Genomic DNA, 22,001 nt, shown 5'->3' with positions numbered 1-22,001 from the left:
CGGTAATGGTGAGCTTAACTTTAGTTGGCTCAAGATTCCTGACGCTGATTTTCACGCTTGCGCTCCTGAAATTACGTTTTCTTATCTCTGCCGTATGGCACAACCGTTATATGATAACGCGAGTCACGGACTCAGAAATTAAATCCACTTGCCAAACTCTAGCTCCCTGCTCAATAAGGAATAAACGTACATCAATATTTTTTATATCATCATTCCAGCAAAGATTTCGAATTATTTGCGGTTTAATTAAAACATCCATAGGCGTATGAGTATCTTCAGCGATTCTCATAACAACAGCTTTCACTTTTTGCAATATTGCAAAACGATTAGGATGATGCTCACGCCAGTATTTCATTGATTTGGGAGCGCATTGACAATCTTGCTCAAAAGAATTCTCAAAATCACTTATATTTTTATGCTCAACATGCTCATCATCCGCAATATTCTCATTATTTTTAATATGATCTCTAGAAGATTCAGAATCTTTATAATTTTCGCTATCACTGTAAAATCTAGTATCAGCATGATTAGCATAATCAGCATGATTGCTAGAAGAATTTACTAAACATCTATAAAAGTTATTAGAGTTATTAGAGTTGTTACAATCACTTGAATCATCGTCAATAGACATTGCATCTATGCCACTTTTAGCTTTAGAAATAGCTTTTTCAATAACAAGTTTCCAGACATTGGGCTTAATTTTACGCTGAATTGGAGCATATCGCTCAAACATCTTATCTTGCTCACAACCAGTATGAATTCGAACTCTCTCATTAAGAATACGTATTGAGCGGAAAGACCTTGAATTATTTGGCTTGCGCTTACTTGCTTCAATAATTGCAGCATCAGATAGCAATAGAGTTGGAGCAATATCGTATTGTCTAGCAAGCTCATCTCTCTTTTGCCACAGCTCTTTAGCTATCATTAAGCCGATTTTATCGTGCATAAGAACACTAATATGAGATATTCGAAGCCAAGGACGAGGATGCTTAGCTTTCTTTTTTGCTCCAGCTATCAACAAGTGTGCAAATTCTTCTTCAGCCCAAGAAAGCTTACCTTGTTTCTTTAGTTCAGCACGCATCACTTCTTCTAATTCGATTAGCAATTCAACGTCTAAAGCCGCGTAATTTCGCCAATCTCTAGGAAGAGGTCTATATGACCAGTCCGCTGCAGAATGTTCTTTTGCAAGAGTCAATCCCAAATAATATTCAGTTACAGAACTTAATCCGAAACGCTTTCTTCCAAGTAATTTAGCTGCGATTTCTGTATCAAATAAAGCACGTGGGCGTAAACCAATGTCGAAAAATCCTGGCAAATCTTGCATAGAATCGTGAATAATCCAAGGCGCATCCCCTACTGCCTTGTTAAATTCGTTCCAATCGGCTCCAAGTTTTGTAAGTTCTATTGGATCTAATAACCCAATTCCTGCACCTTTGCGCTTGAATTGAATCAACCAATCTTCATGACTATATCGAAAACCTGAAGCTCGCTCAGCATCTGCAGCCAAAGGTCCAGAGCCTTCAGTCAACAAACTGCAATATTTTTTATATGCTTCAAGCGTATCAATGACTTCTGGAACTCCTTCTCTAGGCTCTTTTAAGAGCTTTGGTTCCTCGAACAAGTACGCCTCCCGATTTGCATGCTTTAGCCAAATTCTTACGCTTTTTACATCTTACTTTGCAATTTTTGCAAAATATCTGTAAAAAATATTTAAGCCGTGTTATAGATTACGCATCTTTTAACACGGCTTCAACTTTCGCACACAACTACGACTATTCAAAAATAAAAAATCAAATAAATAATCAATCTGTTTTATTGTTTGCTATTTCGTCATTTATGCGTTTAACAAGCTTAGTTTTAAGGAATCTAGTAAGAGTAAATGCAACTGCTGATAATATAAGCGTTGGAAGAAGGTATCCAAAATATCCAGCAAAATCATTTCCAGATTTGAAAGTAAAAACTTCTAAAACAAAAGTTATTAAAATTGATATTATCGGCACTTCAATAAGAAGTTTCTTATCGAAAGATGCAACAATGTTTATCGGAAATAAAATTAGCGGCAAAATAGCGAAAATAACAATCGCGCTAGTAAAACCATATCTATCGCTATACCGCACAAAAATAGCTAGTGCAAATGCAAAAGCTAATGCAATCCAACAACCTATTCTGCGCTTCATTGCGTATCCTTATCTCTAAAAAAGTATTTGTATAATTATACAAAAATCCTTCAAAAAAAAAACAATTAAATACGCAAAAATTGCCTAAAACGCATCGAGGTTCAATCTAGTACACTACAAAACCATGATCTTTGAACTGGTTTACAACTCGCTCTTTAAGAGCTCTAGAAGGTCCTTTTTGATTCTCAAGAGGATACGGGATTCTGAGCTCATGCCACTTTGGACGGCCTAGTTGATGGAAGCCAAGCACGTCAATATGCTCAACAGCATCCCCAAACGAATCGCAAATCTCAGCAACTTTTTCAACATTTTCTTCGCTGTCAGTCAAACCTGGAACGAGCACAAAACGCACCCAAATCTTCTTACCAGCCTTCGCCAATCGCTGACCAAAGTCAATAGTTGGCTGAAGCAAGCCACCAGTAACTTTCTTATACGTTTCTTCAGTGCCAGATTTAACGTCAAGCAAGCAAAGATCAATGTCTTCAATCATTTCGTCCGTATAATTGCGATTCAAAAATCCGGAAGTATCCAAGCAAGTGTGCACGCCCATTTCTTTAGCAGCGCGAAATACTCGAGATACGAAAGCAGGCTGCATCATGGACTCTCCACCAGAAAAAGTAATTCCGCCTCCTGTTGCTTTAAAAAGACTTTGATAACGGTCTACTTTTTTGATCATCGCATCCAAGTAGACTGGCTTGCCATCACGCATTTTCCAAGTATCAGGATTTTGGCAATATTGGCAGCGAAGCGGGCAGCCGCTCATAAACACTGTCATACGAGTTCCAGGTCCGTCAACAGAAGTGTTAATATCCCACGAATGCACGAACCCAATATCGCCAGTTTTGAGAGCTGCTAAACGATCTTTTCTGTCTAATCCAATTGGAGATTCAAAACCGGAAAGCCCACCCATTAAAGTCTGTCGGGCATACTCTTTCGACTCTTTAAGCATATGCTGCGTTGTAGTTCGAAACGCTGTATTATCAGCCATTAAGCTGCCCTCCTATATTCCGCAAAATATGGTATAAACCGCCGAAGCAATAATACTCACTCCGGCGGTTTATAAACAATCTCTAGCTATTACTCTGTAACAGATCCTTGGTGGAACGTACGAGAAATAACATCAAGCTGCTGCTCTTTAGTGAGCTTTACAAAGTTCACTGCATATCCAGAAACTCGAACAGTCAAATGTGGATACTTTTCTGGATGTTCAACAGCATCTTCAAGCTGTTCCTTACGCAAAACATTGATGTTTGCATGATACAAGCCATGTCCGTTTCCTGCATCCAAAATGCCCACTAAGTTAGTGATACGCTCATCTTCGTCACGACCCAAACCATCAGGAGTAATTGTGTTCGTAAGCGAAATACCATCTAGAGCATCATCGTAGTCAATCTTACCAACTGAGAACATTGATGGAAGCATTCCGTGAGCATCCATACCGTTTTCTGGATTTGCGCCCGGAGCATACGGAGTACCCTTCTTGTGCCCAGATGGGAACGAACCAGTATTCTTACCGTATTCAACGTTAGAAGTAATAGTCAAGATTGACTGAGTTGGAACAGCATTACGGTAAACAGGCAAGCGCTTTACCTGACCCATAACAGTACTTACAACCCACTTTGCTAAATCATCAGCACGATCATCATCGTTACCGTAAATTGGGAATTCACCAACAGTCTTGTAGCCTACGACTAAATCATCGTCGCCACCTTCAATGTACTCGTATTCGTGACCCTCTGTTTGCTTAGCATCCTTATTATAAATTGGATAAACTTTTGCATACTTCAAAGCAGACAAAGAATCCGCAGCAATAGACAAGCCAGACATACCGCAACCAAGCGTACGATAGACTTCCCTATCATGCAAAGCCATTTCAATTGACTCATAAGCGTACTTATCGTGCATGTAATGAATTATGTTAAGAGCTTCAATATATGTTTCAGAAAGCCATTCCAAAGCTTTCTCATAATTAGCTTTAACTTTCTCATAATCAAGAGTGCCATCAGCTTCTGGGAGAATTGGCTCAATAACACCTTTATCGATAACTTGCATGCCAGTCATCTCATCACGGCCACCGTTAATAGCGTAAAGCAAAGCCTTAGCAGAGTTCACGCGAGCTGCAAAGAACTGCATTTGCTTACCGACACGCATTGGCGAAACACAGCAAGCAATAGCTGCATCATCACCCCAATGCTCACGAATATCTTTATCTGACTCATATTGAATAGCAGAAGTATCAATAGAAATACGTGAGCAGAAACGCTTATAAGCTTCAGGAAGTTTTGGATCCCAGAAGATTGTTATATTTGGTTCAGGACCTGGTCCCAAATGCTCAAGAGTTAAAGTGTTAAGCAAACGGAATGATGTCTTAGTAACGAAAGTGCGTCCATCGTCACTAAAACCTGCATCAGACCAAGTTGCCCAATATGGATCTCCAGAGAAGATTGCATCGTAATCCTTAGTGCGCAAGAAACGCACAATACGAAGTTTCATAACAAGAGCATCAATAATTTCCTGAGCATCAGTTTCGTCAATTAAACCAGCTTTAAAATCACGCTCAAAGTAGCAATCAAAGAATGCAGATACACGTCCAAAGCTCATTGCAGCGCCATCCTGGCTCTTAACAGACGCAAGATAGCCCATATAAGTCCATTGCACTGCTTCCTTAGCAGTTTGAGCTGGACGAGTCAAATCCAAACCGTACTCTTTGCCTAAGTTAATAAGCTGCTTCAAAGCTTTAATCTGCTCATCATGCTCTTCACGGAAACGAATCCAATGCTCAATTTCAGTTTCAGTAAAATCATTACGATATGGAATCGAATCCTTATCGCGCTTCTTAAACTCAATAAGCATATTAACGCCATAAAGAGCTACACGGCGATAATCACCAATAATACGACCACGTCCGTAAGCATCTGGCAAACCGGTTAGAATCTTGTTGTGGCGAGCAATCTTAATATTCTTTGTATAAACACCAAACACGCCATCATTATGAGTTTTACGATAAACAGTAAAGATTTTCTTAATTTCTGGATCTACTTCTTTTCCAGCTTCTTTAATAGCTTGCTCAACCATGCGCCATCCGCCATTTGGCATCATTGCACGCTTGCATGGCTCATCTGTTTGCAAACCTACTATTACATTATCTACTTCTGGGCTTTCAATATAGCCTGCAGGCATCGCATCAATACCAGCTGGAATATGTGTTTCAACGTCATAAACACGGCGCTCACGTTCAACTGCTAAATAATTGTCGTCAAGGTACTTCCACATATGCTTAGTTTTTTCAGTGGCGTTTGCCAAGAAGCTCTCATCGCCTTCATACGGCGTGTAATTCTTCAATATAAAGTCTCGAACGTCAATATCGTTCTTCCAATTGCCTTCGACGAAGCCATCCCATGCCTTTGTGCGAAGCTCCTCGTCAGTGAGAACGGAGGTATCCGTTGGTGTCATATCTGAACTCCTTTTATAATTGCAGCGCTCCTTCACGTTGCTCTAAGTAATATGTTAAAGCAAATAGTCAATAAACAAGTCGAATTTTTTAAAATTTCAAGTGAGTTACATCACATTTATATATAGAAACGCTGATTGACAACAATAAACATAAGTACTTGAGCTTTTATTCACGGAATGCTGTTGTTATAGGCATTCTTCTATCTCTTCCAAAAGCAATTGAACTAACTTTAGGACCTAGAGGATATTGACGCCTTTTCCATTCAGCACGATCAACTAAACGCATAACAGTATCGACAGTTTGCTCATCAAAACCATCTAAAAGCAAATCAGCACGACCGTGAGCAAGTTCTATATGCGCTTGTAACACTCGATCAAGCAGATCATATTCTGGCAAAGAATCAGAATCCTTCTGACCAGGCCTTAATTCTGCACTAGGAGGCTTAATAATTGAGTTTATTGGAATCAACAATCCATCATCTGGAATTTTTTGATTTTCTAAATCTTCAAAACCAACAATCGGCAACATGCCAATTCCAACACCATTTGCTGCAGCGCGATTACGCCAACGAGATAAAGCCCAAACACGAGTTTTGAATAAATCTTTAAGAGGAGCATACCCACCTACAGCATCTCCGTAAATAGTTGAATATCCGCATGCAAGTTCTGACTTATTACCAGTTGCGAGCGCAAGCAATCCTTTAGAATTTGAATACGCCATAACGATTACGCCACGAACTCTAGCTTGCAAATTCTCTGCAGCAATACCTTGTAAATCAAGTTGAGTCTGAAAAACTTTGAAAAGCGGTTCAATAGGTTGAATATCATAATTAGCACATATACGTTTTGCTAAATCATAAGCATCATCTTTAGAACCATCTGAAGAGTACATGCTTGGCATTGAGATTCCCCAAACATTTTGCCCACCGCAAGCATCTGCAGCCATAGTCGCAACTAAAGCTGAATCAATACCACCAGAGAGCCCTAAACACACTCCTTTGAAACCATTCTTACGCATGTAATCACGAAGACCTAAAACGCACGCACAATAAACTTCTTCGTCTTGTTCCAATTTTTTCGCAATAGTAGAAACTTTTTGTTTGCAAACAGAAGAATCTATATCAACATAAGAAATATCTTCTTTAAACATTTTAGAGCGTTCAAGCAAACTTCCATCGCGATCAACTACAAAGCTTCCGCCGTCAAAAACTAAATCATCTTGACCACCAACTTGATTTACATACACTACTGGTGCATTGACTTCAGATGCTCTTTGCTTTGCAAGTTTTACGCGCACATGCGTTTTACCTTCTTCATAAGGAGAGCCATTCATAGTGACGAGTACGTTAATACCTTTATTAGCTAATTGCGCAACAGGACCTCCGTCTTGCCAAATATCTTCACAAATAGCGAATCCGATGCGAAAATCGTCAATTTCTAGAATTGAACATTCATTTCCTGAAGAGAAGATACGGAACTCATCAAATACTCCGTAATTAGGCAAAAAATGCTTATCGTAATGAAGAATAATATTGCCGTTATGCAATACAACAAGTCTATTACGAGGTTTTCCAGAGGATTCATCTAATCCTACTGTTCCAACAACTACATATAAATCAGATAATTCTTCACTACATAACCGTTTTGCAAGAGTAAATATAGCATTATTAGCTGCTTTGCGGAAAGTCGCTCGCAATGCAAGATCTTCAATAGGATATCCTGTTAAAGTCATTTCAGGGAATACGACCATTTGCGCATTATTTTCTTTAGCTTTTTTGCAATATTGCAAAATCTTTTCGCTATTTACTTCTATATTTCCAACGCAAGTATCAATTTGCGCTAATGCTAAACGAATTACACTCATGACTATAAGTGTAATCGAAAAAATGCAAATACTTTAAAAAGGAGATATTTTTTCACTTCCTTTTATTTTCAACGTTTTCTAACCAGTCATAAGTAATACAAATAATAAAACAGTAGCATTAAGCAGATTTCTCCCATATATTTGGATTTTGTACTCGCGAAGGGGAACATATTGAGAAATAAAAAGAGATAGAAGAAAAACTGAAAAAAGAAGAAAAAAAAGAGAAACAGAAAACTGAAAACTAAAAACTGAAGAAGAGAAAAGAAAAAACTGAAAAAGAAAAATAAAACAGAAAACTGAAAAAAGAGAAAAAGAAAAAGAAAAATAAAATCTATAATGTTAGGAGAAAAATATGAATAATAAGAAAATTATTTCAGCAGCAATTGCTTTAAGCGCACTCGTAGGATTAACTCTCGGAGGATGTGGTTCTCAAAAAGCTTCCGATAAAGATAGCCATACAATTACTGTCGCAGCTTCTCCTACACCTCATTCAGAAATATTAAACAAAGTAGTAAAACCAATTCTTAAAAAACAAGGATACAAACTTGTTGTAAAAGAATTTACAGATTACGTACAGCCAAACACTGCAACTGAAGAAGGCGAAGTTGATGCAAATTATTATCAGCATTTACCTTATTTAGATAATTTCAATAAAGAAAAAGGAACACACCTTGTTTCTGTTGCAGGAATACATTTTGAGCCTTTCGGATTATATCCAGGAAAATTAAAATCTCTTAAAAATGTGAAAGATGGCTCTACTATTGCCGTTCCTAATGACGCAACTAATGAGGCACGCGCATTGCTACTTCTTCAAGATGCAGGTTTGTTGAAATTAAAGAATCCAAAGGATGTGAATTCCACTACTAAAGATATTGTTTCTAACCCTCATAATTTGAAGTTCAAAGAGCTTGAAGCAGCAATGGTTCCAACTGCTGTTAAAGATGTCGATTTCGCTACATTAAATGGAAATTATGCTATTCAAGCTGGATTTGATCCTATAAAAGATCCACTAATTTCAGAAAAAGTTGGCGGAATTGCAGCAAAAACTTATGAAAATATTATTGTTGTCAAAAAAGGTTCAGAAAACACAGACAAGATCAAAGCTTTGATTAAAGCTCTAAAGACTGACGAAGTGCGTAATTTCATTAACAAAAATTACAATGGAGCAGTATTACCTGTTTTCTAAACTTTTCAAACTCGTATAAGGTACTTCTTACTTTATACGAGTAGAAATTTTACAATATTGCTAAAATCGCAAAAAACTATAGATCGGAACAAGTGAGAACATATGATTCAAATTGAAAATCTTCATAAAAGCTATTCAAACGGCAAAGAGTCACGCGAAGTATTACATGGTATAAACGTAACTGTTGAATCAGGTGAAGTATTTGGAATTCTTGGATCTTCCGGAGCAGGTAAGTCCTCACTTGTCCGATGCATAAATCTATTAGAAAGACCTACAAGCGGAAAAATAATCATCGATGGAAAAGATATAACAAACGCTAAAAATCTAGAGCTTTCTAAAATCCGCTCAAATATAGGCATGATTTTTCAAAACTTTAGCTTATTTGGGCAGCGCACAGCATTACGAAATGTTACATTCCCGTTAGAGCTAAACCATACTCCTAAAAAGAAACGAGAAGAAAGAGCACAATATTTATTAGAGTTAGTAGGATTAAAAGGTTTTGAAAACAGCTACCCTAGCCAACTTTCTGGCGGACAACAACAACGTGTAGCTATTGCACGCGCACTTGCAAATAACCCTTCTATTATGTTGTGTGATGAAGCAACAAGTGCTCTTGATTCAACTACTACTGCGCAAATTTTAGACTTGCTTCGTAAAATCAACAGAGAACTAAACGTAACTTTGGTTATAATAACTCATTCACTATCTGTAGCTCGAAATATTTGCGATCGAGTAGCAATGATAGACGGTGGGAAAATAGTTGAAATCGGTGACACATCAACATTATTTAAAAATCCTCATAGCGAAATTCTAACTACTCTTATTGCTGATTCTCTTGTTGAAAATCATCGCAATAAAGACACAAGCGAACAGAATCAATAAAGGCGAATCTGCAAAATTAAACTGGGAGCAAAAATGCTTAATGCTGTAACAAATTTCTTTGAAGAATATGGTGACTTACTGCTTGAAGGAACTCTAGACACAATAGTAATGACTTCTATTGCAACACTTTTAGCATATGCAATAGGATTGCCAGCAGGCGTTTTACTAATAGTATCTTCAAAGAAAGGAATAAAAGAAAACGCGACTATTCACGCTATTATAGGCGGAATAGTTAATATAGTCAGATCTGTACCGTTTATCATTCTTCTAGTTGCATTGATACCAATTACTAGACTTATCGTAGGAACTTCGCTAGGTGTTCCAGGAGCTATTGTTCCACTTGTTGTTACAGCAGCACCATTCGTAGCTAGAATAGTTGAACAATCTTTAGCAGAAGTTGATGGAAGTCTTATTGAAGCAGCACAAAGTTTTGGAACAAGCAATATACAAATAATCTTCAAAGTATTACTCTTTGAAAGCCTTCCATCCTTAATTCGTGGAGTATCTCTCACATTTATAACACTTTTCGGTTTTTCTGCAATGGCAGGAACAGTTGGAGCAGGTGGACTTGGCGACATTGCTATACGATACGGATATCAAAGATACCAATATGATGTTATGGGTGTAGCTGTAATCTTATGCATTGTTTTAGTTCAAATAGCACAAAGTATTGGCGATGTAATATCAAATAAAATAAATCATCGCGAGCATTAAAAAATGTGCTTTACGTATTCAACATGAATATGTAAAGCACATAATTATATAAGATTACTGAAGCTAATCGCTTAATAACTTAATAATCACTAGAGCTAATCACTCAGCTAATTACTCAGCTAATCACTCAGCCGCGTTCCATCTTTCTAAGCCGAGGCTCAGCACTATCTTTTGCACCAGTAATACGATAAACGTCAAAAACGCCTTCAATCTTACGAATAGCAGCAAGCAATGTATTAAGATGCTGAGGATCTGCCATTTCAAAAGTAAACTGACTTGTTGCAACTCGATCATCCCCAGTAGCAATATTTCCTGAGAGAATGTTTACACCATGATCAGAAAGTACTTTAGTAACATCTGAAAGCAAATGCTGTCGATCCAAAGCTTCAACCTGAACTTTAACCAAAAACAGGCCTTTATCACTTGTCCATTGAACAGGAATAACGCGTTCAGGTTGAGTTTTTTGCAAATCAATCATATTTTGACAATCATTCCTGTGAACAGATACGCCTTGATTTCTAGTTATAAATCCTACGATATTATCTCCAGGAACTGGCATGCAACAACGAGCAAGCTTAACCCACACATCTCCAACTCCCTTTACAGAAACACCAAGAACACCATTAGACTTTCTGGCTCTCTCAGGTCTCCTTAAAGGCAAAGCTTCTTGTTCAACTTCTTCATCTACTTCATCAGCTCCAGCGTCTTTAACAAGTCTAGAAATAACATTTTGAGTCGAAACTTGGCCTTCGCCGATTGCAGCATAAACTGCATCAACATTAGGCATAATATTCAACTCGTCAGCAACACCAATTAAAGCTTGTGGAGTCATTAAAGTAGATATAGGCAAGTTTCTTTTACGCATAGCACGAGTTAACTCGTCTTTACCTTCTTCAATAGCTTCAGAACGACGCTCTTTGCTAAACCACTGGCGAATCTTATTTCTAGCACGCGGAGATTTTACAAAACTAAGCCAATCTCTTGATGGTCCAGCAGTATCTGATTTTGAAGTCAAAACTTCAACTGTATCTCCATTAACTAGCTTCGTATCAAGAGGAACTAAACGGCCGTTTACACGAGCGCCCATCATACGATGTCCAACTTCAGTATGCACTGAATAAGCAAAATCTACAGGAGTTGCATCTTGAGGAAGTGCAACAATGCTTCCTTTAGGAGTAAATACATATACTTCTGCAGCACCTAAATCTTGCTTTAAAGATCCTAAGAATTCATCTGAATCAGGAGTTTCACTAGTCCAATCAGCTAATTGTTGAATCCATTTAAGATTATCTGCTTCGCTTAGCTCTTTACGATCCTCTTGCTCACGCTTCAAATCTTCATTATCTGGCTTACTTAAAGCACGACCAGCCTGACCGTTAGCCTTATACTTCCAATGAGCAGCAATACCAAATTCAGCACGCCTATGCATATCCCAAGTACGAATTTGAATTTCAACAGGCTTTCCACCTGGACCTACAACAGTAGTATGCAAACTCTGATACATATTCAGCTTAGGAGTTGCTATATAATCCTTGAAGCGCCCAGGAACAGGACTCCATCTTGCATGCACAGCACCCAATGCAGCATAGCAATCTCGGATAGAATCAACTATTATTCTAACTCCAACAAGATCGTAAATATTTTCAAAATCATGACCTCTAACAATCATCTTCTGATAGATTGAGAAATAATCTTTTGGACGACCTTTAACAGAAGCTTTTACATGCTGTTCAGATAAATCTTCGTTGATTTCTTCAAGAATTTGGCGTAAATAAACTTCACGCTGACCAGCTCTACGAGCGACTAAAACAACTATTTCATTATAAATTTTTGGATACAATACTTTAAAACTTAACTCTTCAAGTTCTGTTTTAATAGCATTCATACCAAGTCTATTTGCAAGAGGAGCATATACATCTAGCGTTTCTCTAGCTTTTTTATGCGAACTTTGAGGTTTAACATATCTCCACGTACGAGCATTATGCAAGCGATCTGCGAGTTTTACAACAAGAACACGAACATCTCTGCTCATTGCTACAACCATTTTTCTTATAGTTTCAGCTTGTGCATTATCTCCGTATTCCATATTTGAAATTTTGGTAACGCCATCAACTAGACCTGCTACTGTATCACCAAAATCAGCCCTGCACTCTTCTAAAGTGTAATCAGTATCTTCAACAGTATCGTGCAATAATCCAGCTGCAACAACTACAGGACCCATACCTAGATCTGCAAGAATTTGTGCAACTGCAAGAGGATGAATAATATATGGCTCACCTGATTTACGCCGCTGACCAGTATGTTGCTTCACTGCTCGTTTATACGCACGATGAAGTATATCCATATTTTCACCGGGATGATGCCATTGACACATTTGTAAAATTGGGCACAACGGGTTATTTGGTTCTTCGCTAATTTCACATCCAAGCTTATTAGCACACCTAATCTCTTCTTGTGATTCACCCATCACACATCACCTCCCGCGTAACACTATCCTACATGTTTCAACAAAATACAGCACTTAAATTGTTAAATAATGTAAAAAATCAACAACTAATGCACTAAGAATAAGCTAATTTACAAAAAAATTACTATAAATCCGACATAGCACACGCTAGTCGGATTTATTTAAAATTTATTGCAAACCTGTTGAACCAAAGCCTTTATCAGATCTATCAGATAAAGGAAGACTTTCCGATTGAATAAAATCTGCTTCAACATAACGCTGAATAACTAATTGAGCAATACGATCTCCTCTATGAAATTCAGCAACATGCTCAGGATCTAAATTTATAAGTGGAACTTTTATTTCTCCACGATACCCTGCATCCACTGTTCCAGGCGCATTCAAAACAGTTACACCTTGCTTTACAGCAAGACCAGAACGAGGATGTACAAGAGCTACGTAACCAGCAGGCAAAGCAATCGCTACACCAGTAGGCACAAGCGCTCTTTCAAACGGCTTCAAAACAAAATCCTGTGTGGTTCTTAAATCAGCTCCAGCATCTGAAGCATGCGCATAACGAAGAGGCTCAATATGCTCGGCAACTTTATCCAAATATTGTATAAGTACTTCTAATTGCTCTGGGCTGTTATAAGTTTCATCATATGCCATTTAAGCAGCGCACTCCTTGCATACAGGCTGACTTTCAGTAGAAGATTCAGCAAGCTGACTGCGATGCTTCACTAAGAAGCACTCAGAGCAAATAAACTCGTCACCTTGCATAGGAATTACCGTAACAGATGCATCTTCACCACTAAGATCAGCTCCAGGTAATTCATAATCTTCAGCAATAGCATTCTCATCATCGTCAATCTCACTAGAAGAGTTCTGCGAACCCTTAATCAGTGCTTGCAGCGACTCCTCATCCTCATCTTTACTACGAGGGGAATCATAATCCTGTGCCATTATGGTCCTTTCGTTCTCTAAAGCTCCTACGCGCATAGCATACATGAATGCCACCCCGCATAGAATACACTCTTTTAAATATATGTAAAATGCTAAAGAAGGCATACTATAGACTAAAGTATATATATAGTATTGTTAAAAGCGAGGAAAGTGGTGCACAATGCTTGAAAATCCGCCAAAAACGGCGAGTTTCGATCATGTAGATGAAAACGGAGATTTAATTTTTATTTACGAAAACACGCCGTTAAAAATTTACATGGACGACACGCTGAAGCACGCTATATCAGAATCACAACGTATTAAGAATGGAAACGATGCAGATTCTCAAAGCAACACTTCTCAATCAAGTGCAGCACTTCCAATATCACAAATACAAGCACTCATACGAGCAGGTATTGAGCCATCTCAAGTTTCAGCAAGATATCATATAAGTGAAGCACAAGTTAGACGATTTTCTTCTGGAGTCGAAACTGAAAAACAATACGCTATTGAACAATTCTTATCTGTTCCAGCTCCAAAACAAAGCAATATGCGCACACTTTCAGATCTTATTGAACGCACTTTAGCAAAAGCAAGAATTGGAATGGAAACAGTAAAATGGCGTGCAACTCGAAGAGGGCTTGAGCCATGGCGTATAATCGCGCAATTTAATACAGCGACTCGCACAATCAAAGCAGAATGGACTTGGAATATGCACGATAACACTGTTTCGTGCATGAATACTTCTTCTAGACTTTTACTCGGTGAAGAAATAGCGTCTGGCACACACTTAAACTCAAGTAAAACTTCGTTTAATAACACTTATAGAGATACTGTAAATATATCCTTCCCGTTTACAAATAACGAAATACCAGGAAATTCAATACGATCCGCAAGAATAGAGCGTGCAATTTCTCAATGGGAAAATTCAAATTCTGAAGAGAATAACAATTCTCAAAATATATCTCAATTAGATAATCAAACGGATTATAAGTCTGGAAATAAAACAGAAATTCATACTTTAGAAGATTATGTAAACAAATCTTCTATATTAGATAATTCTTCGAAAGTTAAGTCTGACTCACACTTATCTAAAAAGGAAAATCATGATTACGAATTTGATAATAATTCAGATTATGCAAGCAATTCACCTAAATTGCAATCCAATACAAGAGATTCTCATTATTCACAAGAAAATCTGATATTGCAAAAAGATGATATTTCAGGAATAAACTCAAGTGAATCAAAAAAGCACACTACTAAAGCTACTAAAACTAATAAAGAATACGATAGTGCAAGCGTTGCAAGCGCAAATGAAAATACGTATTCACAAGTAGCAAACGCGAGCACAAACTTGAGCGCAAATTCGAGCACAAGCGCAAATAGCAACAATTCAAACAACTCTTATGAGAATAACAGAAATAGCAAGGACAACAGCTCTAACAACAACTCTAATTCCACTATTTCTAATTCAAATTCGAAAACGCATGAAACACAAAATAATGCGAATACAGTCGAAAAATCTCACTCAAACGAGCATAAAAGGAAAAGTGGAAGATCTGCAGTCCCTAGCTGGGATGAGATTTTATTTGGCGAAGGCTGATATCTTAATCAACAAGATCAATAAGGCAAGGTATTTCAAGTTCCATACGAGTCATAGATCCATGAACACTTGGTAAACTCATAGCCTTTTGTGTTTGTGTTCGAGAATCAACTATGGTGACGCGATTTGCAGCTTGAACAATTACGTCACCCAAGATTTCATTTGCTCTATCACAAACTTCGCCAAAAACACCATCCAAAATAGCTTGTTTTTTAGTTCTAACAAGTGCTTTATCTTCTAGCTCATCTGTCCAACGCTTAGCTAAATCATTTACACTAACACCATCTTTTGCGTAAAGCATAACAGATCTAGGCTCTCCTGCAACCATGGAAACGCCTTCAGATAATTTAGGATTTTTAGCTATATCTATGCACATAGACGGATCAGATTGTATCATTCCATGATCTGCTGTAATAATAATCAAAGTTCCAGGAGCACACTTTTTTCGCAATAATTGTAATTGAGCGTCAACTTGCTCAAAAGATGCAATCCACTCATCAGAATCACAACCGTAGTTATGACCTACTTTATCTGTATCTCGTAAATACATATAAGTTAATCCAGGCTCTAAAGTCGTGTTTGCGGCAGCGCAAATACGTGCTCTAGGTGTTTTTGCGCTAATATAACGCGCACCTCGCAAAGCAGCGCGAGTAAGAGGAGAATTTTCAAATTTAGGAAGACTTACACTATCAGCGCGAACACCGCGCTTGACTAGTAATTCAAATATAGTTGGCTGAATCTGAAGATTTTCAGGTAAAGGAGCATCTCTAAATTGAATTAACTGAGCTAAAGCACCAGTTTCATTATTTTTTTGAGTGTATCCAGTCATACAAGTAAGACCTGGGCAAGTACCAGTACCAAAAGTACCCATTGCTGCAACAGTAGTACTTGGTAAACACGAGTAAATAAAACGCTGATTCAAAGGTTCTTTCATAAGAGAACGAAGATAAGGAGCGTGTCCAATCCTATTAACAATATTCCAGTACCCTAAACCGTCAACAAGAACAACAATAGCTCTACTAGCAGAAGGTATATTTAATGATTTACGCAAAAATGAAGGATCATGATGTATTGCAGTGCTTACAGGCGTTCCAATAGCATCACAAACAGCTGGAAGAACAGAAGATAAATGTAATGCTCCACCAACTTTAGCATAATCAGAATCATCTCTACTAAATTTAGTACCATCATTAGCAAAGTTACTAACTTTAGTACTACTAACATCAGTTACACTACTAACATCAGTTACACCACAAACAGCTAAATCTTTCGAATACCAATCCCCATATTCAACTTTTTCAACGAATTGCAATAATTCTTTAAAAGACGGCATTTCAACGCTCATACATATTATTGAACCACTTCGTGAAGAAAACTCATATATTTTAAAAAATTCATATAATAAAATAAGTAAAAAATTCATAAAATTACTGAAAATTTTAAATAAGTTTACTAAAATCACAACGAAGAACAACATTCTTGTGCACGTAAATTGCTACTATAGTAGTCTATAAAAGTCATTCAAGGAGTTCATATCATGCCTTCACGCCGCCATTCAACAGCACCTGCTTTTGACCCACGAAAAGTTAAAGAGCATATTGTTGAAACGCCGTTAAATGAAGAAATGAGCAAATCCTTCTTGGAATACGCTTATTCTGTTATCTACGCCAGAGCTTTACCAGACGCGCGCGATGGTATGAAACCTGTTCAAAGAAGAATCGTGTATCAAATGGGCAATATGAACTTAAGCCCAGATCACGCTTATATGAAGTCTGCTCGAGTAGTAGGCGAAGTAATGGGTAAATTACACCCACATGGCGATAGCGCAATTTACGAAGCAATGGTTCGTTTAGCTCAACCTTTTTCTTTGCGTATTCCTTTAGTTGACGGACACGGAAATTTTGGCTCTCTTGACGATGGTCCTGCAGCATCACGATATACTGAGGCACGCTTAGCACCTGCTGCTTTAGGCATGAATGCAGATATTAACGAAAACACTGTTGATTTCACTCCAAATTACGATAATAAACTTAAAGAACCTACAGTTTTGCCAGCAGCAATACCAAATTTGCTTGTAAACGGAGCTTCTGGAATCGCTGTTGGAATGGCAACTAACATGGCAACACATAATCTTGGAGAAGTAGTTGAAGCCGCAAAATATTTAATGAAACACAATGATGCAACTTTAGATGATTTAATGCAATTTGTTCCAGGACCAGATTGGCCAAGCGGCGGAATTATTGTAGGAAGATCCGGAATTCGTGAAGCTTATAAAACTGGTAGAGGAGCATTCATAACTCGCTCACAAGCTCATATTGAAAATATTACAGCACGTAAAAAAGCTATTATAGTTACAGAACTTCCTTTTATGGTTGGTCCAGAACGAGTACTAGAACGTATTTCTCAAGGAATTAAAGCTAAAAAACTTGACGGAATTACTGGAGCTATTGATTTAACAGACCGTCATAACGGAACTCGTTTAGTAATAGAAATTAAAACAGGATTTGATCCTAACGCTGTTTTAGCACAGCTTTTCAAACACACGCCTTTACAAGAAAGCTTTACAATCAATAACGTTGCTCTAGTAAACGGCAGACCTCATACTATGGGATTGAAAGAGCTTTTAGATGTTTGGATTTTACACCGCAGAACAGTAGTACGCAGACGTAGTGAATTCAGAAAGACTAAAGCGGGCGAACGTTTACATCTTGTTGAAGGACTTCTTCTAGCAATGCTAGATATCGATGAAGTAATTCAAGTAATTCGTTCTTCCCAAGATGCGGATATTGCTAAAGCAAAATTGATTAAAGTATTTGACTTAGACGATGTTCAAGCACAATATATTCTTGATTTACGTTTGCGCAGACTTACGAAAATGAGTCGAATAGAACTTGAGTCTGAACGCAATGACTTATTAAAGAAAATAGAAGAATTAGATAAAATATTAAGCTCTGAACTCGAACTAGATAAAGTTGTAATATCAGAAATGGATTCTGCTGTAAAACAATGGGATTCTCCTCGTAGAACAATTATTTTAGATGAACAAGTTGATGGAAGTTTTACACCAGTTCGCACACATAATGATAAAAATTCAAATACAGATTCGGCGCTTATTGCTGTTCAGGAAGCAAATAAAATGACATCTGTACAAGCTGACGTTGCAGCTGCAAACGCAGCACGTCTTGCAGGACAATCAGATGTAGCGCAACAAGCATTACAATTAAGCGATGATCCATGCGCAATAGCTTTAAGCGCATCTGGGTTTATAGCTAGAACTAGCGTAGATACTTTCAACAAATGGAAAACAAATACTGGAAATATTTTCGATACTCCATGTCTTACTATGTTTACGACTACAACTCGCTCAACATATGGTTTAATTACTTCTGCTGGAAGACTTGTTCTCGCACATGTATCTGACTTACCTCAACTTCATTCAATAGCAAATAGTGAAAATGTAAATATTGAGCTTCTATCAAAAGGCGTTAGCGCAAACGAACTACTATTATCTACTCAAAGCAGCGACCATGTTGCTGGAGAAAAGGTTGTATCTGCTATACCACTTAATTCAGATGAACCAAATCCAATAGCTATTGGAACAAAAGACGGAGTAGTAAAACGTTGGAATGGGCAATCCCCTACAACTATGGATTCTTGGAGCATAATAGATTTAAAGCCTAAAGATGAAGTAATTAACGCTGCAATTTCTGGCGATGACGACCGTTTAGTATTCATCAGTTCAGATTCTTCACTACTAACTTTCGATGCAAAGCAAGTAAGACCTCAAGGACGTACTGCTGCAGGGATGGCAGGTATTCGTTTAGCACAAGATTGCAAAGTTGTTGCTTTCGCAGTAGTTCCAAAAGATCTCGTTGAATGGAATTATGAAGAAGGTGAAAATGGATTATTCTCCGCATCTGGAACAATCGTTTTTACTTTAGCAGGAGATGAAAACGCTCTTCCTGGAACAGATAACGGATCTGCTAAGCTAACTCCACTAACAATGTATCCAACTAAAGGAAGAGGAACAAGCGGAGTAAGATCGCAACGATTCTTAAAAGGTCAAAATACTTTATTAAACGCATATGTTGGGCATTATCCGCTTTATGCAACAACTCCTGGAAGAGCTAATGTTGAATTGCCAAAACCAGATATGCGAAGAGATGCTTCTGGAACAGAACTTGTTTCTCAAATAGCTCACATTGGTTAAAGAAATAAAACAGCATAGTGCAGAAAATCATGTATCAATTTTAGAGCGATCGAAATCGTCTGCGTTATCAACAATAAACTGTTTACGCGGAGGAACGTCATCGCCCATTAAAAGATCAAATACTTCACTCGCTTGCTGAGCATCCTCCATACGAATCCTTCGAAGCATGCGAGTTCTAGGATCCATAGTGGTGTCTGCAAGCTGATCTGCATCCATCTCACCCAAGCCCTTATAACGCTGAATATCGCTGTTAAAATCAATGCCCTTAGCTTGCAAATCATCAAGCTTTCCAGCTAGCTCATCGTCTGAATAAGTGTAAATATACTCACCTTTGTGCTTTCCTGCGAGCGCAATCCTATGAAGCGGAGGAACAGCAGCATAAACGTGCCCGTGCTCAATAAGCGGACGCATATAACGATAGAACAACGTTAAAAGCAAAATACGTATGTGAGCACCGTCAACATCAGCATCAGTCATCATAACAATCTTGTTATAACGAGCTTGTGAAATATCAAAACTTGCGCCTGATCCTGCTCCAACAACTTGAATAATTGCAGCGCACTCTTTATTAGAAAGCATTTGCGAAAGACTTGCTTTTTGAACATTCAAAATCTTACCGCGAATTGGCAATAATGCTTGGAAAGCAGAATTTCTAGCAGCTTTTGCAGTACCAAGAGCAGAGTCACCCTCAACAATAAAAAGCTCAGCAACATCGTCATTTCCAGGTTGACAATCTGAAAGTTTTGGAGGCATAGAAGCTGATTCAAGTGCGTTCTTTCTACGAGTAACTTCCTTTGTTTTACGCGCTTGAATTCTTGCATGCATTTCTGAAACGATTTTCTCAAGCACTCTAGCAGATTGCTCTTTAAATCCTCGCTTAGAACCAGTAATCATCTCCCCAAATTGAGAGTCAGTCATTTTAGTAACGATTGGCTTAACTTGAGCAGTTCCAAGAACATCTTTAGTTTGACCTTGGAATTGAGGCTCAGCAATACGAACAGTTATAACAGCAACCAATCCTGCTGTAATATCATCTCGTTCAATTTTCGTATTCGAATCTTTAAGATTTACTTTTAGCTTGCGCGCGTTATCTTCAACAGCTTTACGAATTTGCTTAGTTAATCCTTGCAAGAATCCGTCTACGTGAGAACCTCCACCTGGAGTTTCAACAACATTGACAAAACTTATAATCGTTGAATCATATCCATTTACCCAACGCATTGCAATGTCAACACCACACTTGCGCGTTACCTGCTGAGCATGCAATTCACCAGACTCGTCAACAGCTTGTGTTTCTTCCAAGTACGTATCTTCACCAGAAATACGCCAAATATCCGAAACTGATTGACCGTGAGATAGAAAATCAACGAAATCTTTAACGCCACCATTATGTAAGAATTCAATTATTCTAGGATGATGATTGCTTTGAATGGATTTATATGATTCAGCATTTGTAACTGCTTGTGCTTCAGAAGAATCTAAAGAATCAGAATCAGAATCAGAATCAGAATCAGAATCATCAAGCTTAGTCAAAGTTTCAGAATCGTCAGAATCGTCATCGTCAGAATCATGTAATTCTTCAGATTCATACTCATTATCTAAATCATCATAATCTTTTAGATCGTTTGAGTTATCTAAATTCTGGCTGTCTTCATAACTCTCAGTTTCTGTAAACTCGCTGTGTGAATCCTCTGATTTATTAGATGATGTAGAAAACTCATCTACTTGTTCCTGAGAATTATCTAAGTTAAGCTCATCAATCTCTTGAATATCACTAAACTCACCTTCAGGAACATTTTCATCTATAACAGTTATGCGTAATCCTGGAACCAAAAAACTTGTTTGTCTAACACGTGCAATCAGCTGTTCATAGCTAAAGCGAGCTGTTGAATTAAAAATCTCAGGATCTGCCCAATAGCGAACTCTAGTGCCAGTAGTTTTAGGAGAAACAGTACCGATAATTTCAAGCTCTGTAGGACGATTCTTACGAGTACGTTTAAAAGGAGAAGATGGAGATGGATGCTCAGGATCAGCGTCACTATAAACTCCAGGATGACCTTGATGAAAAGACATGTGATGTGTTTTGCCATCGCGATCAACTTCTACATCTAAACGAGAACTCAATGCATTAACAACAGAAGATCCAACACCATGCAAACCACCTGCAGCATTATACGAAGAATTTCCAAATTTAGCACCGGCATGAAGTTTAGTTAAAACAACTTCTACACCTGTTAATTTTGTTTTAGGTTCAACATCAACCGGAATACCACGACCATTATCTGCAACTTCAACAGACCCATCAGAATGTAAAGTTACAACAATATGATTGCAAGCTCCAGCTAAAGCTTCATCGACAGCGTTATCAATAATCTCCCAAAGGCAATGCATTAAACCTTGACTGTCAGTAGTACCAATATACATACCTGGACGCTTACGAACAGCATCCAAACCTTCAAGCACAGTTAAACTGTCAGCATCATATTGCTCTTGCTCTTTACGAGATACCACTTCTACCCCTTGT

15 protein-coding genes are annotated in these 22,001 nt (G+C 37.9%); 5 read left to right on the top strand and 10 right to left on the bottom strand.

Annotated elements, in window-relative coordinates:
* Positions 1 to 106 precede the first annotated feature (106 nt).
* From Q0X59_RS04200 to Q0X59_RS04180, 5 genes are all read right to left on the bottom strand, one after another.
* On the bottom strand, positions 107 to 1,621 hold the full coding sequence (locus tag Q0X59_RS04200) for an HRDC domain-containing protein (RefSeq protein WP_075523365.1): 1,515 nt from the start codon (positions 1,619 to 1,621) through the stop codon (positions 107 to 109).
* A gap of 181 nt (positions 1,622 to 1,802) precedes the next feature.
* Entirely contained in the window at positions 1,803 to 2,177 is a 375-nt protein-coding gene (locus tag Q0X59_RS04195; protein ID WP_075523366.1) for a hypothetical protein, read from the bottom strand.
* 106 nt (positions 2,178 to 2,283) lie between these two features.
* The gene (pflA, locus tag Q0X59_RS04190) at positions 2,284 to 3,165 is read right to left on the bottom strand and encodes a pyruvate formate-lyase-activating protein (protein ID WP_075523367.1); all 882 of its coding nucleotides are present in this window, start codon (positions 3,163 to 3,165) and stop codon (positions 2,284 to 2,286) included.
* 89 nt (positions 3,166 to 3,254) lie between these two features.
* Positions 3,255 to 5,630, bottom strand: coding sequence for a formate C-acetyltransferase (pflB, locus tag Q0X59_RS04185; protein ID WP_297643369.1), 2,376 nt, complete (start codon positions 5,628 to 5,630; stop codon positions 3,255 to 3,257).
* A 166-nt stretch (positions 5,631 to 5,796) separates the two neighbouring features.
* A complete protein-coding gene (locus Q0X59_RS04180) occupies positions 5,797 to 7,494 on the bottom strand; it encodes an NAD+ synthase (protein ID WP_075523369.1) in 1,698 nt (565 codons plus the stop codon).
* Between the two features lie 352 nt (positions 7,495 to 7,846).
* Here Q0X59_RS04180 and Q0X59_RS04175 point away from each other — a divergent pair, with 352 nt between their 5' ends.
* The 3 genes from Q0X59_RS04175 to Q0X59_RS04165 all read left to right on the top strand — a co-directional run bounded on the left by Q0X59_RS04175 (position 7,847) and on the right by Q0X59_RS04165 (position 10,276).
* Entirely contained in the window at positions 7,847 to 8,680 is an 834-nt protein-coding gene (locus tag Q0X59_RS04175; RefSeq protein WP_075523370.1) for a MetQ/NlpA family ABC transporter substrate-binding protein, read from the top strand.
* 102 nt (positions 8,681 to 8,782) lie between these two features.
* A complete protein-coding gene (locus tag Q0X59_RS04170; RefSeq protein ID WP_075523371.1) occupies positions 8,783 to 9,562 on the top strand; it encodes an ATP-binding cassette domain-containing protein in 780 nt (259 codons plus the stop codon).
* Positions 9,563 to 9,595: 33 nt separating this feature from the next.
* The gene (locus tag Q0X59_RS04165) at positions 9,596 to 10,276 is read left to right on the top strand and encodes a methionine ABC transporter permease (protein WP_075523372.1); all 681 of its coding nucleotides are present in this window, start codon (positions 9,596 to 9,598) and stop codon (positions 10,274 to 10,276) included.
* Positions 10,277 to 10,403: 127 nt separating this feature from the next.
* On the opposite strand, the gene Q0X59_RS04160 is transcribed toward Q0X59_RS04165, so the two are convergent.
* From Q0X59_RS04160 to Q0X59_RS04150, 3 genes are all read right to left on the bottom strand, one after another.
* Positions 10,404 to 12,743: a bifunctional (p)ppGpp synthetase/guanosine-3',5'-bis(diphosphate) 3'-pyrophosphohydrolase gene (locus Q0X59_RS04160; RefSeq protein WP_296156572.1), complete on the bottom strand. Its 2,340-nt coding sequence runs from the start codon at positions 12,741 to 12,743 to the stop codon at positions 10,404 to 10,406.
* A 168-nt stretch (positions 12,744 to 12,911) separates the two neighbouring features.
* A complete protein-coding gene (gene dut, locus Q0X59_RS04155; RefSeq protein WP_297643366.1) occupies positions 12,912 to 13,391 on the bottom strand; it encodes a dUTP diphosphatase in 480 nt (159 codons plus the stop codon).
* Positions 13,392 to 13,685, bottom strand: a complete 294-nt coding sequence (locus Q0X59_RS04150) for a DUF4193 domain-containing protein (RefSeq protein ID WP_075523462.1) — start codon at positions 13,683 to 13,685, stop codon at positions 13,392 to 13,394.
* Between the two features lie 160 nt (positions 13,686 to 13,845).
* Here Q0X59_RS04150 and sepH point away from each other — a divergent pair, with 160 nt between their 5' ends.
* Positions 13,846 to 15,267: a septation protein SepH gene (gene sepH / locus Q0X59_RS04145; RefSeq protein ID WP_297643365.1), complete on the top strand. Its 1,422-nt coding sequence runs from the start codon at positions 13,846 to 13,848 to the stop codon at positions 15,265 to 15,267.
* A gap of 4 nt (positions 15,268 to 15,271) precedes the next feature.
* Here the strand turns inward: sepH and Q0X59_RS04140 are convergent, their stop codons facing one another.
* Entirely contained in the window at positions 15,272 to 16,612 is a 1,341-nt protein-coding gene (locus Q0X59_RS04140; protein ID WP_297643364.1) for an alkaline phosphatase family protein, read from the bottom strand.
* A gap of 192 nt (positions 16,613 to 16,804) precedes the next feature.
* Between Q0X59_RS04140 and Q0X59_RS04135 the strand changes: the two genes are divergently transcribed.
* Positions 16,805 to 19,477, top strand: a complete 2,673-nt coding sequence (locus Q0X59_RS04135) for a DNA topoisomerase (ATP-hydrolyzing) (RefSeq protein WP_297643362.1) — start codon at positions 16,805 to 16,807, stop codon at positions 19,475 to 19,477.
* A gap of 27 nt (positions 19,478 to 19,504) precedes the next feature.
* Here the strand turns inward: Q0X59_RS04135 and Q0X59_RS04130 are convergent, their stop codons facing one another.
* Positions 19,505 to 21,988 (bottom strand): DNA topoisomerase IV subunit B, encoded by a 2,484-nt coding sequence (locus Q0X59_RS04130; protein WP_296156518.1) that lies wholly within the window; start codon positions 21,986 to 21,988, stop codon positions 19,505 to 19,507.
* Between the last annotated feature and the right edge of the window lie 13 nt (positions 21,989 to 22,001).

Origin of the sequence: uncultured Gardnerella sp. (genome assembly GCF_947280595.1) — a bacterium.
Lineage (GTDB): Bacteria > Actinomycetota > Actinomycetes > Actinomycetales > Bifidobacteriaceae > Bifidobacterium > Bifidobacterium vaginale_A.
The sequence above is the reverse complement of the archived record's forward strand: the minus strand, read 5'-3'. Positions and strand labels throughout refer to the sequence as shown.

Bases quoted from the DNA above. Each gene is read 5' to 3' on its own strand.
- Q0X59_RS04195 (WP_075523366.1), bottom strand. From the start codon at position 2,177: ATGAAGCGCAGAATAGGTTGTTGGATTGCATTAGCTTTTGCATTTGCA.
- pflA (WP_075523367.1), bottom strand. From the start codon at position 3,165: ATGGCTGATAATACAGCGTTTCGAACTACAACGCAGCATATGCTTAAA.
- pflB (WP_297643369.1), bottom strand. From the start codon at position 5,630: ATGACACCAACGGATACCTCCGTTCTCACTGACGAGGAGCTTCGCACA.
- Q0X59_RS04180 (WP_075523369.1), bottom strand. From the start codon at position 7,494: ATGAGTGTAATTCGTTTAGCATTAGCGCAAATTGATACTTGCGTTGGA.
- Q0X59_RS04175 (WP_075523370.1), top strand. From the start codon at position 7,847: ATGAATAATAAGAAAATTATTTCAGCAGCAATTGCTTTAAGCGCACTC.
- Q0X59_RS04170 (WP_075523371.1), top strand. From the start codon at position 8,783: ATGATTCAAATTGAAAATCTTCATAAAAGCTATTCAAACGGCAAAGAG.
- Q0X59_RS04165 (WP_075523372.1), top strand. From the start codon at position 9,596: ATGCTTAATGCTGTAACAAATTTCTTTGAAGAATATGGTGACTTACTG.
- Q0X59_RS04160 (WP_296156572.1), bottom strand. From the start codon at position 12,743: ATGGGTGAATCACAAGAAGAGATTAGGTGTGCTAATAAGCTTGGATGT.
- dut (WP_297643366.1), bottom strand. From the start codon at position 13,391: ATGGCATATGATGAAACTTATAACAGCCCAGAGCAATTAGAAGTACTT.
- Q0X59_RS04150 (WP_075523462.1), bottom strand. From the start codon at position 13,685: ATGGCACAGGATTATGATTCCCCTCGTAGTAAAGATGAGGATGAGGAG.
- sepH (WP_297643365.1), top strand. From the start codon at position 13,846: ATGCTTGAAAATCCGCCAAAAACGGCGAGTTTCGATCATGTAGATGAA.
- Q0X59_RS04140 (WP_297643364.1), bottom strand. From the start codon at position 16,612: ATGAGCGTTGAAATGCCGTCTTTTAAAGAATTATTGCAATTCGTTGAA.
- Q0X59_RS04135 (WP_297643362.1), top strand. From the start codon at position 16,805: ATGCCTTCACGCCGCCATTCAACAGCACCTGCTTTTGACCCACGAAAA.